General features: G+C 55.8%; 3 tRNA genes. All 3 read left to right on the forward strand.

Annotation, left to right across the window (positions count from 1 at the left end):
• The first annotated feature begins 84 nt into the window (after positions 1 to 84).
• The 3 genes from HMPREF2692_RS11040 to HMPREF2692_RS11050 all read left to right on the forward strand — a co-directional run bounded on the left by HMPREF2692_RS11040 (position 85) and on the right by HMPREF2692_RS11050 (position 378).
• A tRNA-Val gene (locus HMPREF2692_RS11040) sits at positions 85 to 156 on the forward strand.
• A gap of 45 nt (positions 157 to 201) precedes the next feature.
• A tRNA-Gly gene (locus HMPREF2692_RS11045) sits at positions 202 to 277 on the forward strand.
• A 30-nt stretch (positions 278 to 307) separates the two neighbouring features.
• Positions 308 to 378 (forward strand) — tRNA-Cys (locus HMPREF2692_RS11050).
• Positions 379 to 439: the final 61 nt, after the last annotated feature.

Consider the following 439-nt stretch of genomic DNA (forward strand, 5'->3'; position numbering starts at 1 on the left):
AGGGTCGCGAGTTCGAGTCTCGTCATCCGCTCCAAGACGTTAATCGGTAGTTATTCTGGTTAGCGTGTTGACAATAAAATATCTGCGCGATTAGCTCAGTGGGAGAGCGCTTCCCTGACACGGAAGAGGTCACTGGTTCAATCCCAGTATCGCGCACAAGGCCCAGAAACGGGCTTAGAAAACCGGGCCTGGTTTTCGAATGCGGATGTAGCGCAGTTGGTAGCGCATCACCTTGCCAAGGTGAGGGTCGCGAGTTCGAGTCTCGTCATCCGCTCCAGCACACTTGTGTGTGAGGCGGTATCGCCACGGTGGAATGGCCGAGTGGTGAGGCAACGGTCTGCAAAACCGTGCACACGGGTTCGATTCCCGTTTCCACCTCAACTTTGACACGCTTTGGCGTGTCGAGCGCGATTAGCTCAGTGGGAGAGCGCTTCCCTGA

The sequence above is a fragment of the Corynebacterium sp. HMSC036D03 genome (assembly GCF_001836185.1).
In the GTDB taxonomy this organism is placed as follows: domain Bacteria; phylum Actinomycetota; class Actinomycetes; order Mycobacteriales; family Mycobacteriaceae; genus Corynebacterium; species Corynebacterium simulans.